Source organism: Aerosakkonema sp. BLCC-F183, from assembly GCF_041929145.1.
Classification (GTDB): domain Bacteria; phylum Cyanobacteriota; class Cyanobacteriia; order Cyanobacteriales; family Aerosakkonemataceae; genus Aerosakkonema.
Window position 1 is genome coordinate 67,086 of the sequence record NZ_JBHFNU010000115.1, and the last position, 16,627, is coordinate 83,712.

The 16,627-nt window shown below is 46.7% G+C and carries 17 protein-coding genes; 8 read left to right on the forward strand and 9 right to left on the reverse strand.

All coding sequences use genetic code 11. The annotated features are described in order from the left end of the window. The first annotated feature begins 9 nt into the window (after positions 1 to 9). Positions 10 to 543 carry a hypothetical protein gene (locus tag ACE1CD_RS34130; RefSeq protein ID WP_374827602.1) on the forward strand — a complete coding sequence of 178 codons (534 nt, stop codon included), beginning with the start codon at positions 10 to 12 and terminating at the stop codon, positions 541 to 543. A 66-nt stretch (positions 544 to 609) separates the two neighbouring features. Next, positions 610 to 1,203: a rhomboid family intramembrane serine protease gene (locus ACE1CD_RS34135; RefSeq protein WP_374827603.1), complete on the forward strand. Its 594-nt coding sequence runs from the start codon at positions 610 to 612 to the stop codon at positions 1,201 to 1,203. A gap of 2 nt (positions 1,204 to 1,205) precedes the next feature. On the opposite strand, the gene ACE1CD_RS34140 is transcribed toward ACE1CD_RS34135, so the two are convergent. The 5 genes from ACE1CD_RS34140 to ACE1CD_RS34160 all read right to left on the reverse strand — a co-directional run bounded on the left by ACE1CD_RS34140 (position 1,206) and on the right by ACE1CD_RS34160 (position 6,039). Next, positions 1,206 to 2,336, reverse strand: a complete 1,131-nt coding sequence (locus tag ACE1CD_RS34140; protein WP_374827604.1) for an AI-2E family transporter — start codon at positions 2,334 to 2,336, stop codon at positions 1,206 to 1,208. 151 nt (positions 2,337 to 2,487) lie between these two features. Next, positions 2,488 to 3,138 (reverse strand): hormogonium polysaccharide biosynthesis acetyltransferase HpsU, encoded by a 651-nt coding sequence (hpsU, locus tag ACE1CD_RS34145; RefSeq protein WP_374827605.1) that lies wholly within the window; start codon positions 3,136 to 3,138, stop codon positions 2,488 to 2,490. Between the two features lie 76 nt (positions 3,139 to 3,214). Then, on the reverse strand, positions 3,215 to 4,186 hold the full coding sequence (locus ACE1CD_RS34150) for a glycosyltransferase family 2 protein (RefSeq protein ID WP_374827606.1): 972 nt from the start codon (positions 4,184 to 4,186) through the stop codon (positions 3,215 to 3,217). Between the two features lie 175 nt (positions 4,187 to 4,361). Next, positions 4,362 to 5,285 carry a glycosyltransferase family 2 protein gene (locus tag ACE1CD_RS34155; RefSeq protein WP_374827607.1) on the reverse strand — a complete coding sequence of 308 codons (924 nt, stop codon included), beginning with the start codon at positions 5,283 to 5,285 and terminating at the stop codon, positions 4,362 to 4,364. A gap of 49 nt (positions 5,286 to 5,334) precedes the next feature. Then, positions 5,335 to 6,039 (reverse strand): hypothetical protein, encoded by a 705-nt coding sequence (locus ACE1CD_RS34160; protein ID WP_374797721.1) that lies wholly within the window; start codon positions 6,037 to 6,039, stop codon positions 5,335 to 5,337. 179 nt (positions 6,040 to 6,218) lie between these two features. Here ACE1CD_RS34160 and cobU point away from each other — a divergent pair, with 179 nt between their 5' ends. Together cobU and ACE1CD_RS34170 are read left to right on the forward strand one after the other, a co-directional pair. Next, entirely contained in the window at positions 6,219 to 6,770 is a 552-nt protein-coding gene (gene cobU, locus ACE1CD_RS34165) for a bifunctional adenosylcobinamide kinase/adenosylcobinamide-phosphate guanylyltransferase (RefSeq protein ID WP_374797723.1), read from the forward strand. Positions 6,771 to 7,061: 291 nt separating this feature from the next. Further along, entirely contained in the window at positions 7,062 to 7,478 is a 417-nt protein-coding gene (locus ACE1CD_RS34170) for a hypothetical protein (RefSeq protein ID WP_374797725.1), read from the forward strand. A gap of 96 nt (positions 7,479 to 7,574) precedes the next feature. Here ACE1CD_RS34170 and ACE1CD_RS34175 read toward each other — a convergent pair whose 3' ends face one another. Beyond that, on the reverse strand, positions 7,575 to 8,507 hold the full coding sequence (locus tag ACE1CD_RS34175; protein ID WP_374797727.1) for a ribonuclease Z: 933 nt from the start codon (positions 8,505 to 8,507) through the stop codon (positions 7,575 to 7,577). Between the two features lie 235 nt (positions 8,508 to 8,742). Between ACE1CD_RS34175 and ACE1CD_RS34180 the strand changes: the two genes are divergently transcribed. Further along, entirely contained in the window at positions 8,743 to 9,864 is a 1,122-nt protein-coding gene (locus tag ACE1CD_RS34180; protein WP_374797729.1) for a SpoIID/LytB domain-containing protein, read from the forward strand. A 41-nt stretch (positions 9,865 to 9,905) separates the two neighbouring features. Here the strand turns inward: ACE1CD_RS34180 and ACE1CD_RS34185 are convergent, their stop codons facing one another. After that, on the reverse strand, positions 9,906 to 11,204 hold the full coding sequence (locus tag ACE1CD_RS34185; RefSeq protein WP_374797731.1) for a hypothetical protein: 1,299 nt from the start codon (positions 11,202 to 11,204) through the stop codon (positions 9,906 to 9,908). A gap of 243 nt (positions 11,205 to 11,447) precedes the next feature. On the opposite strand from ACE1CD_RS34185, the gene ACE1CD_RS34190 reads away from it, so the two are divergent. Then, complete coding sequence (locus ACE1CD_RS34190; protein WP_374827608.1) at positions 11,448 to 12,920, forward strand: cyclic nucleotide-binding domain-containing protein; 1,473 nt, start codon at positions 11,448 to 11,450, stop codon at positions 12,918 to 12,920. Between the two features lie 372 nt (positions 12,921 to 13,292). Next, entirely contained in the window at positions 13,293 to 13,742 is a 450-nt protein-coding gene (locus tag ACE1CD_RS34195) for an ATP-binding protein (RefSeq protein ID WP_374797735.1), read from the forward strand. Positions 13,743 to 13,822: 80 nt separating this feature from the next. On the opposite strand, the gene ACE1CD_RS34200 is transcribed toward ACE1CD_RS34195, so the two are convergent. Next, the gene (locus tag ACE1CD_RS34200; RefSeq protein WP_374797737.1) at positions 13,823 to 14,113 is read right to left on the reverse strand and encodes a DUF6439 family protein; all 291 of its coding nucleotides are present in this window, start codon (positions 14,111 to 14,113) and stop codon (positions 13,823 to 13,825) included. Positions 14,114 to 14,151: 38 nt separating this feature from the next. Between ACE1CD_RS34200 and ACE1CD_RS34205 the strand changes: the two genes are divergently transcribed. Further along, a complete protein-coding gene (locus tag ACE1CD_RS34205; RefSeq protein ID WP_374797739.1) occupies positions 14,152 to 14,532 on the forward strand; it encodes a DUF2203 domain-containing protein in 381 nt (126 codons plus the stop codon). Positions 14,533 to 14,637: 105 nt separating this feature from the next. On the opposite strand, the gene ACE1CD_RS34210 is transcribed toward ACE1CD_RS34205, so the two are convergent. Then, a complete protein-coding gene (locus ACE1CD_RS34210; RefSeq protein ID WP_374797741.1) occupies positions 14,638 to 16,296 on the reverse strand; it encodes an iron uptake porin in 1,659 nt (552 codons plus the stop codon). Positions 16,297 to 16,627: the final 331 nt, after the last annotated feature.

Below are 16,627 nucleotides of genomic sequence, written 5' to 3' on the forward strand. Positions count from 1 at the left end.
CAAATATCAATGCAAAAAATCGTACTTTTTCTGGATATTGACGGGGTAATTAATGTGCCAGAAGTTTACTCGTCAGAATTTATTAGTTGCTATCAGAGATTCGATTTATACGGTTCTCCGGTTCCACTAGCGAGACAATTTCTGCAAGCAGTCGATCGATCTGAGTCGATTAAACCTTTCTGGATGTCTAAGGGTTGGCGCAAACACGCTACCGTCTGGAATCAGTGGGCGCAAACTCGCCCTTGGCGCGTCGCATATCCAATCTCTTTCGTGCAAATGAGAGAAGTTATGGCAAAGCATCCAGGAATTCCTCTAGATGAGGTAGAAGATGGCAAAACTCTAGCTGCCATTTGGCATAGTGGAAATGTCGATCGAGTAGTATGGATTGAAGACGGTTTCCCAGAATCCGCTATACTTTGGGCTAAGCTAGATAATCGGGTGATGCTGATTAGTACCCTGCATGAATGCGATCGAACCCAAATCGGAATTAATGCCGGAAACATCAATCAAATTTTGGCAGCGCTGAACCTAAAACTTGACTAAACTAGAACATACCACTAAATTTGCTAGCCTAGAAACATATAAAAATAGCTAACTTAGAGGCAAAAAATGAGCAGAGAAGACGCCAAAGCAATATTTAGTGAATTGAAAACCCAAGTCATCATCTTAGGCGGCATCGCCGCCTTCATGTGGTGCTTAGAAATTGTCGATCTCTTCTTTCTTAGAGGAGCGCTGAATATTTATGGTATAATGCCGCGCACCGAAATTGGTTTGCGCGGCATTTTATTCGCTCCATTTCTGCACGGAGATTTGTTTCACCTAGCAGCTAATACCCTACCTTTCCTCACCTTGGGTTGGTTGATTATGCTGCGAGAAACCAGAGATTTTTTTATAGTTTCCGGCATCACAATGCTTGTCAGCGGACTTGGTGTTTGGCTAACTGCCCCATCAAATTCTGTTCACATCGGTGCTAGCGGGTTAATTTTTGGCTACCTGGGATTTTTGTTGCTGCGAGGTTTCTTTGAACGCAGCTTTGTATCTATTGCGCTGTCGTTAATTGTGGGCTTCTTCTACGGCGGCGCAATTTGGGGGGTTTTGCCATCCCATCCGGCAATATCGTGGCAGGGACACTTATTTGGATTTATCGGCGGTGCGATCGCAGCTCGCCTCCTGTCGAAGCCCAAGCGATCGTACAACGCCTAAAATTAACCTGCTGATTGACTTGGGGACACATCCGCAGGTCGATCGTTTTCTTGAGGAGAAGGAGCAATTTCTCCAGCCACAGTTTGCACTTGAAAAAGGAAGTTAGAAGCGCGGATTTTATCAAAAGTTGCTTTGATAAAAGCAGCGATCGGTACAGCTACCAGCAGCCCCAAGGCTCCGCCAAGCTTAACTCCAATATCCAAAGAAATCAACATCCACACCGGATTTAAACCGGTCAGTTCGCCCACAATGCGCGGCCCCAAGACATTCTCGACGATCTGATTGATTATTACCGCCAACACTAAAAACTTGACTCCTAACCAAACCTTTTGCAGTGCCAGCAAAAAGCTTACCAAAACAATCACAACCGTACCGCCAAATGGGATCAAGCTGCCGGCACCAATCCCAAATCCAAATAACTGAGCTACAGGCACACCTAAAATCAATAGATTTGCCGTTTGACCGATCGCAATTATGATTGCCAGAGTAACTTGACCGGCAATGTAACGCTCGAAATTCTGCGGTAAATATTGTCGAATTTGACTGCCCCACTGGGCGGGTAACCAGCTTAAAATGCCATTCCAAAGACTGTCACCTTTTAAAACCAGAAAGATGACGAAGACCAGCGTCAAGAAAACATTAACAATACTGCCGATCGCACTGAAAACCAAGCCGATCAGTTGACCCGTCAAAGAACGCAACACGCTAGTTAATTTTTCGATCAACTGATTTAAGTTGGTATTGAGATCGATCGGCAACTGTTGTGCAATTGCCCAAGTTTGCAGGGCTTGTAGTTGCTGCTGACCAGACTTGAGCCACTCCGGCAACCGAATTGCCAATTCATTCGCCTGCCGTATAATCACAGGCACCACAAATAGTACCAGGGTGGCTAAAAACAGCACAAAAACTAGCAGTACCAATATGGCAGCCCAGCTTCGCTTTAACCCTCTCTCTTGAAGGAATCGGATTGGATAGTCTAGCAAAAAGGCAATCAAAGTGGCTGCAATTAAAGTGCTGACCAAAGGCTGTAGCTCTCTAGCTAACTTTAGCAGCAGCCAGCCATTCAGATAGATGATGGGAAAGGTTAAGCCGATAGTGAACTGACGGGGGAGTTTGTTGAGGGACTTGAGCATAGGCTTTCTGCCAACAGTTTAAGATCGGACAATTCTGTCTCTTCTCTAGATTACGGTGGCGTTGTGCCCATAATTTCACCAACCTCTCGATCCGACGCCTTCTGCCCCTATCCCCTTCTTACCCTATTCCCGACGCCCTAGTCCCTAACCCCTAGCCCCTATCCCTCATCTCTCTGGGATGATGGGGACGGCAGGGGTTACCCCAGCAAACCTGTCCTGTAGGCAAGTTGCGAAACACACTGCTGCGGGCACCCACAACAGCATTAGCGCCTATTTTCACTCCTGGCCCGATAAAGCAATCAGTCGCCACCCAAACACCGTTACCGATTTCGATACTCTTCGTTATGAGGGCAAAAGCTGGGTCTTGAATGTCGTGATTGCCGGTACAAAGATAAGTTTTTTGGGAAATAATGCTGTGGCGACCGATGCTAATGCGATCGAGACTGTAAAAAACAACGTCATCTCCAATCCAGCTGTAATCCCCAATTTCGACTTTCCACGGATAGGTAAAACGCGCTGTCGGTCGGATGACGACGCCTTTGCCAATTTTAGCGCCAAACAGCCGCAGCAAAGCCGCTCGCGGCACGTGCAGGTTGTGGGGAGTCAGGGTAAATGCGATCGCTTGCACCAACCACCAAAGCAACACATACCAACCCGGACGACCGCGATCGAATCCAGATTGGTTGTATTTGCGTAGATCGATCCAAGGCTGTCCATCCAGCAGAGGTAATTCAGTCTCACTGCTTAGATACGATCCAGAAGTAGCCCTGTCAGAACTGAAGTCAGGAGTAGCAGGCGTCATAGTTTCATCTTCAAAGCATCGCGAGCGAACAATTAACAAATAACTTTGTCGGCAATAGCGGTAATTGAATTTCTGTTTAATTACTTTTAGGGAACTGCGACACCTCTTGAGCAGAGTTAACCGACTTAGGCGAAACGTTTAAATGACCGCCAAAACGCCGTAACTCATAAAGTTTTATCCCTATTTGATACTCGTACTGACTCATTAATCTCGCATAAATGTACCCTGCTCTACCATCTAAAAATCCGAGTTGAATAATGTAAGTAATCATAAATCTCAGTGCGGGTTTAAAAGGTAACCAGACCCAAACTTTTCTGAGAAAGCGCTTGCGTTGCACCGGATTGCGGATGATTCTGATAAATCTATTTAATCGCTCGCTATCGTCATTAATCGTTTCCAAATCGTCCTTGCCCATTAAAAAATTAAGATAGAGGCGAGCTTCCCAATTGGAATAGCGATTGTGTCGTTCCAGCCATTGGTAGATATCCCGAAAATCTATATGCAGCATATCGTTTTTGAGATATCCCACCTGACCTTTGAGGATAACGTGTTCGTGAACTTCGTTATCGCCGGTATTGGGAACATCTTCTGTTTTCAGATTTTCGTAGCGGCCTTTTTCGTGTTTCAACAAACGCAAATTCCAGTCTGGATATCTGCCGCCGTAACGAATCCATTGACCTAGAAAATATACTCGCCGGTTAATGTAATAGCCGTTATAATCGGGATTTTGAATAGCTGCGGCAATCTCTGACCAAAGTTCTGGGGTAATGCGTTCGTCGCAATCAACAATTAGTACCCACTCATTATGGAAAGGTAAATTGTCCAGAGCCCAGTTTTTCTTTTTAGGCCAACGACCGTTAAAGTAGAACTGAACTACTTTAGCTCCATAGCTTTCGGCAATTTCGACGCTGCGATCGCTGCTTTGGGAATCCACTACAAAGACTTCATCTGCCAGTGCCACGCTTTCCAGACAGGCAGGCAAATTAGCTTCTTCGTTTTTGGCGGGAATCAAAACAGAAACTGGTATTTTAGATGGTGTAGCAGTCATGATACAAAGTTATAATGGTAGGTTGACCTTTAGAAGTGAGTCAGTTTCGTCGCGCTCTTTTGAAATATAAACTCTTCATCTATAACAACTTTTTATCCTCAAAAGCCAGTAATCCAAAACAAGCTATTCAAAGCACCCTGCTAGAGGGAAACGGGTTACCTGGCAGCTTGGCCCGCTAAGATCGCTTAGCCCCTGTAGGTAGTTTTAGCATTCCCTGGATAACAGCACTTAAATATCCAATCTGACCGTATGTATACACTAAATTGTCAAAGCGTTGGGCAGGATCGCCCAAATGCTTTAATGATTTGTACAAACCTCGGATCGATCGTTCCGTTCCCCGTCCCAGTTGACCCACACCAGCGCGACCTGCGATTTCTTCCCGGTAATACTCGCTGATGCCTTGCCACCAGCTGCGGTTGAGAAACCAGCTTTGGTTGAGCCGTTCGGGAGCAACGTTGTGACCTACCAAAGCGTCGGGGATATAGGCTACCTGCCAACCCAGCTTAAGAGCCTGTTCTGTCATCAGCAGTTCTTCGTTAGATAACAATTTTTTACCAACTCGACCCAGGTTAACATTGAATCCGCCGATCCGCTCCAGGAAAGTACGGCGAATAGAATAGTTCAAGCCTCTGGGAGTAAGGCCGGGGTTTTGGATATAAACAACATTATCGCCCAAGTCATAAGCTCCCAAATTTCCCGCCAAACCTTCAGAAAGCCAAGGCGGGGGTGTATAACCCAATGGCCAAATCAGAGTGACTTTACCACCGGCAATTGCCAGTTTTTCGTTATCTCGATAAGCTGCGTACAGGACGCTCAGCCAGTGGGGGCTAGCCACAGCATCATCATCGAGATAGACGAGAATTTGGCCGCTAGCTGCCTGGGCACCTGTATTGCGTGCGACGGATAAACCGGTAACGGGTTCGTATATGTATTTCACTCCCGATCGCGACTCTACAACAGCGCGGGTGCGATCGCTCGACGCATTATCCACCACCACTATTTCAAAATCCCCGAAATCCTGTGCCAGCAAGCTATCAATGGCAGCGCCCAAATAGCTATCTCGATTGTGAGTGCAAATAATGGCAGAAATTAAAGGCATAAACTCAGTCACCTATGTTTCGATCGAAAATATCCCCGTCGGCTGGATATCACAGTGTTTGGATATGACCTTGTACAACAGTGAGAACCTCAGCTAGTTCAGTCAGATGAGTTTCTAATTCCTGCTTGCGAGCGAGCAGATTTTGCAACTTTTGATACCGTGCGATCGCCAAACTAACGCTGGGCACTTCCTCTGGCGGACAGGGACGAGACAGCAGCTTGCCGTCGGCATTCCGATTTACTAGACGATATCGACCAGCGTTACGATTTTGGGATGGGGAATGAGAAACTCGCCCTCTCCCTTTTTGACTTCGCTCTAGAGTCGGCGCTGCTATCGGTATTTGAGCGGACTCCGACTCCAACCAACCTTCGATTATCGGCCCTTCCAAATAAATATCTTGAATTTGCCGCAAGATTTGTCGTAATTCACTCTGCCATCGCGCCACCACCGTTTCCATTTCCTTGAGCAGGTTCATTGCCAAGTAGGGGTTAATGCCGTTGCGGTGGCTGGTAAATCTGGGCGATTTTATTTTGGGTAGCGCGGGTGTCTTTCTCGCTTGCTTTTGTGGCAGGGATACAGATTCTACGGATCGATCGCTTGGGATGGGTTGGTGGGTAGTTAGCGACTGCGATTTCCCACTATCAGTCCGATCTCCCGACTTCAAGGGTGGCTGCTTGTCTTTTGAGACGCTTTGTGCTGCCTGCTGGTGCAATGTCGGCTCCATCTTTTGTAACTCTGGTTTCATAGTAGCCATGAGACCGATTGGGTAAAATCCAAGCTAGAGAAGTAATTTTCTCTGTTAGCCTACCTGAAAAATCCGATTGAAGGTTATATACCGCACGATAAATCAAGATCCAGATCTTTGTTCGCGTTCAATTTTTGGATCGGCTCTTAGTGTAGGGTAGGCAGTGCCGACTCTACACGATATCTATCATGACAGAAGCGCAAAAGCGAGTAATTTTGGTGACAGGCCCTGCACGGTCTGGTAAAAGTGAATGGGCGGAAACTTTGGCCCAAAAGTCCGGCAAATCCGTTATCTATGTAGCTACCGCACAGGTCGATCGCACTGACTCGGAGTGGCAGCATCGCATCCAACAACACCAGTACCGACGCCCTTCTGATTGGCTGACTCTGGAAGTGCCAGTCCAGTTGGGGACAACTATTGGCGAGGCGACGGAGACGAGTTGCCTGTTAGTAGATTCTTTGGGAACTTGGGTGGCTAACCTCCTGGATCGAGATGCCGCGTCCTGGGAGAACACCATAAAAGAGTTGCTGCAATATATAAATAATTGTACCTGCGATGCCATCTTTGTAGCGGAAGAAACTGGTTGGGGTGTGGTTCCTGCGTACTCCTCCGGTCGGGAGTTCCGCGATCGTCTCGGTGTCCTGGTGCGTAGAGTCAGTGCGATCGCCGATCCAGTTTATTTAGTCACCGGGGGTTATGTTTTGAACTTGAGCGTTTTGGGCGATCGTCTCCCATCCTAGAGATCCAACTAGATCGGTAGAGCGATCGAGCCAAAAACATCGATATTCTTCTCTAGGGGCGCGATCGTCCTCTGGCTAACCATTCCTAACTCCTAATTTATGATTGGAGATAGATGACCGATAAACGTTAACATACGTTTACCAGGGTAAAAGTAATCCTTTTGTCGCTCTCGCAATCACCCACTAGCAGGAAACCCCTGTAGGAAAACAGAGATTACATTGAGAATAAGTTCTTTTATGCAATATGGGATCGACAACTCCCTGGATGCTACCGAGGGAGCGGTTAAATTTATGGCTTCGGCAAATGAAATCAGGCAATATCTTGCTTATTGGTTTCAGTTAGGCAAGAAATTAATCATTAAGAACGGTCAGTCAGCGCTACTTCCTAAAAAGGTGATTGTAGGCGATCGCTACAGCGATGAATTTGAGGAATGTTGGCAACAAATCCTTTCTGCCGATTCAGGCGACTGCTACTTAGAAGGGACAAACGAAACGATTAGCCAACTGCTGACGGCTCAGTGGGAAATGAATAGCTGTGCTCGCTGTTCTATGCCTGTTCCCGTGCGGAAAGTTGGGATGCCGCCGCTAGCCTGTCCTTGTTTCGATCTAGCTGGCTGGCCTAATACAGACGCACCTTCACCTCGATCGCCCATTGATACTCAGGCACATCTGAGTCAAATTCGCGATCGGCTATTAAAAAACAAATAAAACTTTAAAGCACATCAGAAAATAAATTTAAAATGGCAAATTTCAAATTTTTGATTTAAAAATTTACAATTTGTTACTTTAAATTTACAATTGTTTTTATTTACGGCGAGGTACATCATAAGTTAGGAAGTCATAAGCCATTTCTGTATTCGGAAAAATCGCCCGCGCTTCCAATAACAAATCATTCAGTTGCAGATCGTTTCCAGGTGCATAGCGGGGACTAAAATGAGTCATAATCAAAAGTTTTGCACCCGCTCCCAAAGCAACTTGTGCTGCCATTGTTGATGTAGAATGCAATCTCTCAAAAGCAAGCTGAGCATCTTGGTGGGCAAAAGTAGCTTCGTGAATTAACACATCCGCATCCTGCGCTAATTCCACAGCACCATCGCAATAAACTGTGTCGGTACAATAAACAAATTTGCGCCCAATTTCGGTTGGCCCGCACAAAGATGCACCATTAATTTGACGCCCATCTGCCAGCGTAACTTGTTCTCCCCGTTTGAGCCTACCGTAAATAGGGCCTGGGGGAATCCCCAATTCAGCAGCTTTTTCCACATTAAAACTCCCTGGTCGGTCTTTTTCCATTACCCGATAACCGAAAGCTGTAACGCGATGCTTCAGAGGGCCGCAAAATACAGTAAATTCCTCATCTTCATAAATAAGTCCAGGTTGAACCGTATGTACCTTAAGGGGAAAAGAAAGATGAGTATAAGAGTAACGCTCGCAAGCTCGCAGGTATTCATTTAGACCGGGTGGCCCGTAAATATCGATTCTAGTGGGATGACCGGCCAAACCGTAAGTTGCCAAAAGACCCATCAAACCAAAAATATGGTCGCCATGCAGGTGAGTAATAAAAATGCGAGTAAGTTGGCTGATTTTGAGGTCGCTTCGCAGCAGTTGGTGCTGAGTGCCTTCACCGCAATCAAACAACCAAAATTCTGCCCGCTGAGGCAGGCGCAAGGCAACGCTAGAAACATTGCGCGATCGCGTCGGTACACCGGAGCTTGTGCCCAAAAAAGTAATCTGCACGGGCTTTTAGTTAACCTTATCCAAATTTCAATCACATCTCTATTGACATATTAGCTTTTGAAAAAACTTTTTCTTTACCAATGACCTGAATTGCGTTATGCTATTGGACTGTTCGGGCGCTGCCAGCAATACCTATACTTGTAACCTCATTTAGCAGCCGTGTGAGGAGGTTTTTAGCAAAATGATGCCTGTAAGTTTGCTCATGGAGCTTATTTCCACAAAACTAAACCAGTCCATGCCGCAAAAAAGGCCAAAGCTCTGGCTATCGGTGTTATTCTGGATCGCGCTCGTTGCTCCCGCACAAGCGGCTTTGGAACTGCGAGTCGCCATTGAAGAAAATGTCAGCCAGGTCAAAGTCGGCAGCTCCACCAAAGCAATTGTCCGCGATGCCGCCGGTCAGCCGCTGGGAGAAATTGCTCCTATGAATGCGTTCCAAGCTCAGGCAAGCGGCAACGGAGTAGCATTGGATCGGTGGCGTTCCAGCTCGGTCTGGATTGAACCCCAAAATAACGGCTACGTTTGGATAGGAGATCGCTGGTATCGTGGACGCACGCGGGTTGTGTTCGCAAATAATGGTTTGACTGCGATCAACTACGTCGATCTGGAAAAGTATCTCTACAGCGTGTTAGGTGGGGAAGTATACCCTAATTGGCCTCTAGAAGCTCTCAAAGCTCAAGCAGTCGCCGCCCGCACCTACGCACTTTACCAGCGGCAAACCAGGGGTAACAGCATCTACGATTTGGGGGATACGATCGCGTGGCAGGTTTATAAAGGTGTAGAAAGTGAAGCCCCATCCCTCTACTCCGCAGTCGATAGCACCGCAGGTCAAGTGCTGACCTATAACGGCAAGATTATTCTGGCAGCATTCCACTCCTCTTCTGGAGGACATACCGAAAACGTCGAAAATGTCTGGTCAGACAACCTGCCCTATCTGCGCGGCGTTCCGGACTTCGATGGCAATACTCCTGAAGCCCAATGGGTGAAAACTATTTCCCGCGAGGAACTCAGCCGCCGCATCGATGGTGTCGGCAACGTGCTGTCCATGACACCGGAACGCACTTCCCCAGTCGGACGCATCATCACCATGAAAATTATCGGCGATCGGGGAGCGCGAACGATCAGCGGCCCTGCTCTGCGGAGGGCATTGGATCTGAGAAGCACCTGGTTCACCGTCACCCCTGACGGCGAAAAGTCCCTACCCAGCTCTTTCCGAATACAGGGGCGCGGTTACGGTCACGGTCTCGGTTTGAGTCAGTGGGGAGCTTACAGTATGGCTCGCCAGGGTGCTAACTACCAGCAAATTGTGCGTCACTATTACCAGGGTACGACTCTAGGCAAAATTAAAGTAGTGAACTAATTAAATTGGCTAAATAATTAAAAGTTCTGCCTTTTTAAGGTTTAATTATTTAGCCGTCTCTGCCATTCGTCATCAATCTGGTCTTTACGTTCTATCTCCTGTTCGAGCAAATCTGTTTCGGTCGTATAAGCCAAATCTTGACGATCGATAATTGTTTCGGCGGCGAATTGGCGAGCGTAGGCAATTTTTTGCTGTAAATCGGCACTGGGTTGGTTCAGTTGCATAACTCTTGCTTGGCGCTGTTGATTGCGGAAGGCAATCTTGCCGTTGCGCCATTGAATCCAAAAATAGCGGATAAAAGGTACAGCCAGGAAAGCAATACCGTAACCCAGCAACAGCCAGTAAATTGATTGAACAAGGGCAACAAGTCCGCCCAATTTGGCCGCAATTGTTCCACCAGCCAACAGGTTTCCTAATACCAAAGCGCCTACCAAATTCAAGGCACCCAGTCCGGCTGAGAGGATAATTTGTCCGGAACTGGCAGCGCTGAAGCGCCAGGGTAACTCTTGCAGGTATGGCGGTACTACCTGGGGATGGTGCTGGGCTGCCGTTACCTGCAAATCGGGGAAGCGATAGACGATCTGTCCATCGGGGCTGACTTCGGGAAGCCCGTTGAATCGAGCCAGTACAGGCAACATATAATCTTCGTATTCTCGCGAATATCCCGACCCAATATTATCTAAATAGGGAGCAATTTGTTCTGCGACCACTGCTCCCCCGTTGTTGCGGATCGCTGTGGCGATTTCTTGCCAGCGGCGTTCTTCTAAATTGGCATTGGGATTGCCATCACCGAATAGGAACGAGAAAACGGCTTCCAGAAAATTCATCTGGGGTTTTTCTCGCCGCCGATATTGGTACTGGGGACTGTCGTAGTCGGGATAGAAAACCCAAAACCAATCTGGGCCAAACCAATAGTAAGGGATAAAGATTGTACCCCCGCCAGAGTCGCTGCTGCGGGAATCATTGCTGTCGCGGCTGGAATTAAGGGTAGTGAGGATAATGGCGATCGCGACAAAAATGAGTACGATCGATGTCAGCAAAACTAGCCCGAAACTAATGCGGATTAGATAAAACAATATTTTCCAGGTTTTTTGCCACCATTCTTGTAGCCGCAACCGCAAAAACTTGTTTCGCAAAATCGTCCGGAAATTTTCAGGAAACTGGTAAACAATTTCTCCCGATTCTGCCACTTGCAAATGTGCGCCGGCGTCGGACGCTAGGGCTAGCAATCCTTGCTGGGCCACATTTAAATCCTTACCTGCCTTTGCCGCCACATCCCCTACAGTCACGCGGTAATGCAGCTGTTCGACAGCTTGCATAATGCTGGGATTTGCAGCCATATTTTCCCTCGACGGAATTGAGCTTCTATTTTTAGTATAAATTTATCTAAATTTCCAGATGGGAAAGCCGGTAACACTACCCGATCTGGTCTTAAGTCGCAACAATCGATGGGTAGGGCTTATCCCAGAAAATTTTGAGATATTAGAGTGAATGTCAAATTTGACAACTGCTCCAGACGCAAAGCGTTCTGAGCGGATTTGCGATCGCTCCCTCCTCACACCCTCCTCAGAGTGTAGTTTTATATGAATTGGATGATCCAGCATGGGCGGAAAATCTTGAAAAGCTTATCCCACCTATTTACGGCTGAACTTTTGCGGGCGGGGGACAAACCTCTGTCGATCGGTTCGATCGTCACGCTGATTTTGTTAGCTTTGGCTGTCTTTTTCATTTCCAGAGCGCTAGGCGAGTGGATGAAGCGCGGACTCCTAGTGCGCTTGAAACTAGATAGGGGAAGTCGAGAAGCCATCTCTACTGTCATCAGCTATTTCCTCTCTGCTTTGGGTGGTTTGATTGTGCTGCAAACCGCAGGCATAAATCTCAGTTCTCTGGCTGTATTAGCTGGAGTTTTGGGAATTGGATTTGGTTTTGGGCTACAAAATTTAGCCAGTAATTTTATCAGCGGACTGACCCTCCTTGTGGAACAACCGATTAAAGTCGGGGATTTTGTTGAGGTGGAAGGGTTATTGGGAACTGTGGAAAACATTTCTATCCGTTCTACGATTGTCCGTACTATCGATGGAGTTTTTGTAATTGTTCCTAATATTCGTTTTGTGGAAAGTTATATTGTTAACTGGACTTATCGCGATCCCAAGTGCTGTATCCATGTCCCGGTCGGAGTTACCTACGGTAGCGATCCAGTATTGGTCACGGAGGCGCTGCTAGCTGCTGCTCGTATGGAATCTGGTGTTTTATCCTATCCATCGCCCAAAGTGTGGTTTAAATGTTTCGGGGAAAGTAGTCTAAATTTTGAATTATTGGTTTGGATAGATCAACCAGCAAATAGCGAACCGATCAAAAGCGCTTTAAACTTTCGGATCGAGCAGGAATTACGTCATCGCCACATCCATATTCCTTTCCCGCAACGGGAACTCTGGATTAGAAATATAGATGAGTTAAACACGCTGATTCATAAAACTAGCGGTACGGAAGTTTCCAATGGCAATGTAGCTTCCCAAAAGACCTCACCGTCAGAAACAACTCATCCATTGTCAAAATCGCCAAATAACTTAACCCTCCGCGAACTGTTGCGGAGGGTTACTTACTTTGAGTCTTGTAGCGATCTCGAACTGCGGCAGTTAATTGAGTATGGGTATCGACAACTTTTTCCGGCAGGACAGATTGTTTGTCAAGAAAATGAACCGGGAGATTCATTTTACATCATTTTGACAGGTTCTGTGGAAGTTTTTTCGCAGCGGGCCGAGAAATATATCGCTACGCTTCACGATGGGGAGTTTTTTGGCGAGATGTCTTTGCTGTTGGGAATTCCCCGCTCAGCGACGGTTCGCACCTTATCGGACACGATACTGTTTGTGGTAGACCGAAATGATTTACAGAAGTTATTAGTAGAGCATCAGGGTTTAGCAGATCAAATTGCCCAAACCCTTTCCGAACGTCAACAGGCGCTGCGAGACTTAGGCTTATCAACGGCAGATGCCTCGCAGGAGACGCCTTTTATCTGGATACGCAAACGCATTCAAAGCCTTTTCGGTATTTGAGCGATCGAGGAACTAGCCTCTAGCTTATCTGCAATTACCTCTGGTGTTTTAAAAATGTTTCGATACAATAAGAGTTAGGTAGGTCTGACCTACACCAAGAAACCATACACCTGTAGCGGTGGAACGATGGCCCTAGCTCTGCTATCGACTCTGAAAATCTTGGATGGTAATGTGTACTACCGTGGGATCGTACTAAACATAGGCATAATTAAAAAAATGCACAGTAACAATTGCAATGTGGTTGGTAAAGCCTATTTATGAACCCACCAAACCTGAGAAAAAGCTTATAACCAAACAGAATGCAACGATCGCAAGGATGGAAGCTGTGCAAAGACTTCAGTCTGTCCACCTGAAAGCGAGGGGGTCTTCAGTGTGATTGCTATATCAAAGCGTCCGACTGGGCGCACTTGGGCGACGATCAGCTTTGCCTCTACCCTCTACCTTTGTCCGATTCTGGATCTGCTCGTGGCCGAAATTCCCGACCAATGGCAGCTAGAAGTTCGACTGGGATTGCAAGAAGCTTTGGTGAATGCTGCCAAGCATGGAAATAAACTCGATCCCAGTAAAACAGTTGTAGTGCGATTTGCAACGATCGCAGATCACTACTGTTGGGTGATCTCCGATCAAGGATCGGGATTTAGCCCCTGTTGTAGGTGCGAGATCGATCCCGACGATCGTTTACCTCCAGATGAGTCAGAATGCGGCAGAGGCTTATATATTCTATACAAAGTGTTTGACCAAGTGAATTGGAACACGGAGGGAACAGAATTGAGCCTCTGCAAGCATATTAAGACTCGTTACAAACTACCTCTATTTCGCTAGGGGCTAGATAATTTTGGATTTTGGATTGAAATTCAATCTGCTGTGCCAAAATTTGAAATCTCTCCAGCTCACCCGATCGCTTAGTGGCGATCGCCATTGTGACCGTGGGTCGGGCATGGAGGAGCCGATATTGAGCGATCGAGCCAGCCGGATGCTTGGTTTAGCCTCAATAGCGCTTCTTCTGGGTTATCTTTGAGCAATAAGACCAGGGCGGCGGCGGCTTGCTCGCTCGCACGCGCTTTGCGGTTAGATTTGAGACGGTGCCAGTCGTTGCTAGAGATGGCAAGCCGTTCCATTAGCGTTTGAGCTAATTCCAGGGTGCTAAATTCATTTAGCCGATCGGATTTAAGAAGTTGTGTCGGTTCGGGCATACTGATAACACATTTGCAATTATCCCTACTCTACTGTTATGAAGCCCGATCGAGAACCGTCGCAGCGATCCCCAAACGAGTCGGCAGACTTTGAACGCGAATTTGTGCAAGGACTTGAGGAAGTTGAGCGATCGCTCCAAGCGCTCAAGGAACGCTACGCTCAAGTACAACAAGATAAACAGCGACAAGCTGAATTAAAACATCGCTACGAGGATGTGCGTCAACAGCAGCGCACAAACCGATCCCCGCAACTTAAAGCCGAATTGCAACAAATTCAACAGCAATTGGAAATCTTAGAAGTTAATCTGGAAAGCAGTCTGTTCTCCTGGAGTAGCCTGAAGGAGCCTTTTTGGATGGCTGTGCGCTTTGCGGGGATCGGGATCGCGATCGGTTGGTTGCTGAAATCTTGCAGCGGTTAGCATTTATGTTTTGGGGATCGCACCTGCTGCTTGCAAAGCTTTCCAACTGCTCCTCGAACAGGTATCGATGTACAAGGGTTTCAGCGATACTTCTTACCCCGTCAGTTAAAAACTAAAGCTAGTCCTAACCACCCCAACAAATACATCCGGGTTGCGTTCGTCGTGGTTAGGCGCTGTTAGCCAAAAGACACCAGGAGTAACAGCGATATTGTTATTTATTCGATGTGTGTAAAATACTTCAATATGATATCCAACATCGCGATCGCTTCTTTGTCCCGGTGGTAAACCGATCGCTTCAGCCAGCGCCCTATTGCTAGTACCCGCTAACCTGGGCTGAACTCCCACAATAAAACCAGCTACATTTCCCTTCTTTCCCAAATCGTAAAAACTCAAATTCATATCGTAATTCCACACCTGTGCATCCCCTTTAGTTCCATCTCCCAACGCCCGCGCATTAGAATAAGCAACAGAGCCACCGAAATCAATAGTAGGCGTCAGTCGATAGAAACCAGCGGCAATATAATTATTGGCTGCCACTGGTCCTGCCCCAATCACTTTCGCCGCGTTACTGCCTGCAATACTATCAATGCCAAAATTAGGCGAGTAACTGTAAATGTAAAATCCAGTAAACCTAAACCTGCCCAAATTTATCACCGGACGCACAGAAGCAGAGTAACCGCCGTTAAACAGACCCACAGTGGGGTTATTTGTTGGGCCTTCGCTGCTCACAGAAAAGTCGATATTAAGCCAAGGTGCAGTCTGCCATTGCAAAAGAATCCCTGTCTGCTGATTGATTGGGTAAGTCTGGGGATTGACTGTAGCGTAGTTCGATACCGGCCCAATGAGCGAATTGTTCAACTGGCTGATGGGTTCTGATAAAAGTCGATCGCTCCCGAACGCACCCAAAAAAACTGCCACTTTGTCACTCACTGGGAAGCGGTATGCCAATGAAGTCAGCCGAACTTCCCCATTATCAGATATAGAAGATGGCAGAAGGCGAGTTTCATCTGTAGCACCGCTCAAAGCACCTACTGGAAATTCAGTTGCTGTGTCAAATCTTCTTAAATTGATGGCTTGTAATCTGACTATCAACGAGTCTCTGCCCGTAAAGCTGCTGATAAAATTGAGGCGCGTGCGATAGCTAAATGTAGTATTGTTAACGTCTGAGGCATTTTCGCCAAACGCATTTCCAAAATAGGTTATCACCTCACCCCTAAGCTTGGTGGTGGCAGAAAACTGCTGTTTCTCTATAGTTGTTGCACGCGCTTCTAGGGAATCTAAGCGACCTCTCAAGGAATTTAGTTCGTTATTGAATTCTGCACGCAATCTTTCTATTGTCGCTAAGTCTTCTTGAGTAATGTTAGAGGGTAGTGCGGCGATTAGTTCGTTAATTCGATTTAAGCATTGGTTTAATCCGGCGGCAAATTCGTAGCGGGTCATCGCCCGATTGCCGCGATAAGTGCGATCGGGATATCCTTCGATACAACCGTATCTCTCGACTAGAGATTGCAATGCACTAAAGGCCCAATCTGTCGGCTGTACGTCTGTGAGACTGGAAACTGAGGTCACTTTCGCCATTGAGGAGTCTTCTGCCTCCGTGACGCTAAGATCGGTTACGGATTCTTCTATCGTCGCCGAATTGGGTGATACAGTCGATTCCTGGGTGATGAATTGACTTTCAGCTATTGCACTGTGCGATCGTAGTAGCCCACTACCAAGGATAGCGATCGCAAGAGCTAAAGTTTGGAAAAAAACTTTAGACATACTTGTATTAATTTATTACGCTAGTACACAGATGTATTGTATAATTGACAGCTAAAAAAAGTAAACGCTTGCCCCGCATTTTTCACAAAGGATCGCGATCGCAGTCTCTGGAAGCTTTGTATAGTAAGCATTTAAACCTGTTCAACCGAGACCCGAAAAAATAACACACTGTTGAAAGCCTTATTATGTCTAGCTTTGACGAAATAAGGGGTGTGACCTCTAACAACTATCGTGTGAGAAATGCCAGTAATGCGTAATCGAATATTTCGCTCCATAATATTAATACCTTGGATAGCTAGTAAACTAAAGAAGTTGACCCCAATAAATTTTT

What these genes read in the sequence shown, in the direction of transcription:
- ACE1CD_RS34135 (WP_374827603.1), top strand. Translation starts at nt 610, where the DNA reads ATGAGCAGAGAAGACGCCAAAGCAATATTTAGTGAATTGAAAACCCAA.
- ACE1CD_RS34190 (WP_374827608.1), top strand. Translation starts at nt 11,448, where the DNA reads ATGAATTGGATGATCCAGCATGGGCGGAAAATCTTGAAAAGCTTATCC.
- cobU (WP_374797723.1), top strand. Translation starts at nt 6,219, where the DNA reads ATGACAGAAGCGCAAAAGCGAGTAATTTTGGTGACAGGCCCTGCACGG.
- ACE1CD_RS34210 (WP_374797741.1), bottom strand. Translation starts at nt 16,296, where the DNA reads ATGTCTAAAGTTTTTTTCCAAACTTTAGCTCTTGCGATCGCTATCCTT.
- ACE1CD_RS34185 (WP_374797731.1), bottom strand. Translation starts at nt 11,204, where the DNA reads ATGGCTGCAAATCCCAGCATTATGCAAGCTGTCGAACAGCTGCATTAC.
- ACE1CD_RS34200 (WP_374797737.1), bottom strand. Translation starts at nt 14,113, where the DNA reads ATGCCCGAACCGACACAACTTCTTAAATCCGATCGGCTAAATGAATTT.
- hpsU (WP_374827605.1), bottom strand. Translation starts at nt 3,138, where the DNA reads ATGACGCCTGCTACTCCTGACTTCAGTTCTGACAGGGCTACTTCTGGA.
- ACE1CD_RS34140 (WP_374827604.1), bottom strand. Translation starts at nt 2,336, where the DNA reads ATGCTCAAGTCCCTCAACAAACTCCCCCGTCAGTTCACTATCGGCTTA.
- ACE1CD_RS34155 (WP_374827607.1), bottom strand. Translation starts at nt 5,285, where the DNA reads ATGCCTTTAATTTCTGCCATTATTTGCACTCACAATCGAGATAGCTAT.
- ACE1CD_RS34180 (WP_374797729.1), top strand. Translation starts at nt 8,743, where the DNA reads ATGCCGCAAAAAAGGCCAAAGCTCTGGCTATCGGTGTTATTCTGGATC.
- ACE1CD_RS34170 (WP_374797725.1), top strand. Translation starts at nt 7,062, where the DNA reads ATGGCTTCGGCAAATGAAATCAGGCAATATCTTGCTTATTGGTTTCAG.
- ACE1CD_RS34205 (WP_374797739.1), top strand. Translation starts at nt 14,152, where the DNA reads ATGAAGCCCGATCGAGAACCGTCGCAGCGATCCCCAAACGAGTCGGCA.
- ACE1CD_RS34130 (WP_374827602.1), top strand. Translation starts at nt 10, where the DNA reads ATGCAAAAAATCGTACTTTTTCTGGATATTGACGGGGTAATTAATGTG.
- ACE1CD_RS34160 (WP_374797721.1), bottom strand. Translation starts at nt 6,039, where the DNA reads ATGGCTACTATGAAACCAGAGTTACAAAAGATGGAGCCGACATTGCAC.
- ACE1CD_RS34150 (WP_374827606.1), bottom strand. Translation starts at nt 4,186, where the DNA reads ATGACTGCTACACCATCTAAAATACCAGTTTCTGTTTTGATTCCCGCC.